The sequence below is a fragment of the Morganella sp. HSTU-ASny43 genome (genome assembly GCF_022819185.1).
Taxonomy (GTDB): Bacteria; Pseudomonadota; Gammaproteobacteria; order Enterobacterales; family Enterobacteriaceae; genus Morganella; species Morganella morganii.
The window spans coordinates 1-1,553 of record NZ_WSPG01000066.1 but is presented as its reverse complement, the minus strand read 5'-3'; the positions used below and the strand labels follow the sequence as shown (position 1 = coordinate 1,553).

3 protein-coding genes and 1 pseudogene are annotated in these 1,553 nt (G+C 53.4%); all 4 read left to right on the top strand.

Going from position 1 to position 1,553, the window contains the following annotated elements:
• Positions 1 to 264, top strand: a pseudogene (locus GN208_RS17685) (phage tail protein); the annotation flags it as partial.
• Between the two features lie 3 nt (positions 265 to 267).
• Entirely contained in the window at positions 268 to 651 is a 384-nt protein-coding gene (locus tag GN208_RS17680) for a phage tail assembly chaperone (RefSeq protein ID WP_096875115.1), read from the top strand.
• An 11-nt stretch (positions 652 to 662) separates the two neighbouring features.
• A complete protein-coding gene (locus GN208_RS17675; RefSeq protein ID WP_046025031.1) occupies positions 663 to 947 on the top strand; it encodes a DUF4035 domain-containing protein in 285 nt (94 codons plus the stop codon).
• A gap of 25 nt (positions 948 to 972) precedes the next feature.
• Positions 973 to 1,553 (top strand): tape measure protein (locus GN208_RS17670; protein ID WP_243828507.1); only part of this gene is annotated, 581 nt, incomplete at its 3' end.

Genomic DNA, 1,553 nt, shown 5'->3' with positions numbered 1-1,553 from the left:
CCGGGGGAAATCACGATCTCCGGTAACTGGTCACCGGATGAAGGTCAGGAAGTTCTGCGTACTGCCTATGACAAAGACACTATTCATGCGTTCAAAGTGGAGTTTCCGTCAGGTAATGGTTATGCCTTCCTGGCGGAAGTCCGTCAGAACAGCTGGAGTGCGGCAACCAGCGGGCTGGTCACCGCGTCTTTCACGCTGCGTATGAAAGGTAAGCCTGTTCCGCTGAAAAACGGGGCGGTAACTGAGCCGGGAAAGAGGGAATAAGCAGTGGCGAATCCGAAACTGTCATTAAAAGAACTGGCACTCAGTTCAAAAAACGCCTTCCGCTCAAAGATGGTGAAGGTACATGAATGGAACGGAGTCACCGTTATTCTTCGGGAACCGTCTTCGGCAGCCTGGCTCAGATGGCGTGAGCTGATGAATACCGGCGCAGACGGTGATGAAAAATTGTCAGAGGCAGAACAGGCGCAGCGCAATCTGCGGGCTGATGTGGTGATGTTTTCTGATGTGCTGCTGGATGAAGATAAAGAGCGGGTGTTCAGTGATGACGACACTGAAGAAGTGATGGCTGTTTACGGGCCGGTTCATGCCCGTCTGCTGAAACAGGCACTTGATCTGATGACCACGCCGGATGAAGCGGAAAAAAAGTAGCGCAGCCCGGGATGTTTTTTCTGATGACACTTGCGCTCCGGATGGGGCGCACAGTGGATGAACTGACCAGAACGATGAGCGCCGGTGAGCTGACCATGTGGATGGCTTTTGACCGCCTCAGTCCGATCGGGGACATCCGCAGTGACATACAGACGGCCCATATTGTCTCATCGCTGTACGGCGCACAGGGCGGCAAACTCAGCCTGAATGATGCGATGCTGCAATGGGGAAAAACGGGTAACGGTGAGGCAGATGACGGGCTGGAGGGTTTTCTGAAATCGGTATCTGAAACCTGATTGTACTGACATAGCAGAGGACGTAATGGCAAAGCTTCGTGAGCTTATTATTAAAATATCGGCAAATTCCTCCTCGTTTCAGGCTGAAATAGCGCGCGCCTCACGGACGGGGGAGAATTATTACCGGACGCTGGAGCAGGGCGGGCGCAAAGCAGCATCGGCATCACGCGAAACGAAACGGGCAATCAGTGAACTGAATAATGAGCTTTCATCAATAAAATCCACGGTAACCGGTGTCATGGGAGCCATGGCCGGTGCTTTTGCCACGCAGCAGCTTATCAGTTATGCCGATACCTGGAGTCAGTTAAGCGGCCGTCTGAAACTGGCCTCTGTGTCTGCGGAGGATTTCAGCCGTGCTCAGCAGGAACTGATGTCACTGAGCCAGCGTACCGGCACGTCACTGGCGGCAAATACCAACCTGTATGCCCGTATTGCACAGTCGATGCGTGATGCGGGTTATGCCTCGGGGGATGTGGCAAAAGTCACTGAAACCATCGCAACCTCACTGAAGCTGTCCGGTGCAAGCACCGAAGAAGCCAGCTCTGTTATTACTCAACTCAGTCAGGCACTGGCTTCCGGTGTTCTGCGCGGTGAAGAATTTAACGC

Excerpts from the sequence above, each read along its gene's own strand:
- GN208_RS17675 (WP_046025031.1), top strand. The coding sequence starts at position 663 with ATGTTTTTTCTGATGACACTTGCGCTCCGGATGGGGCGCACAGTGGAT.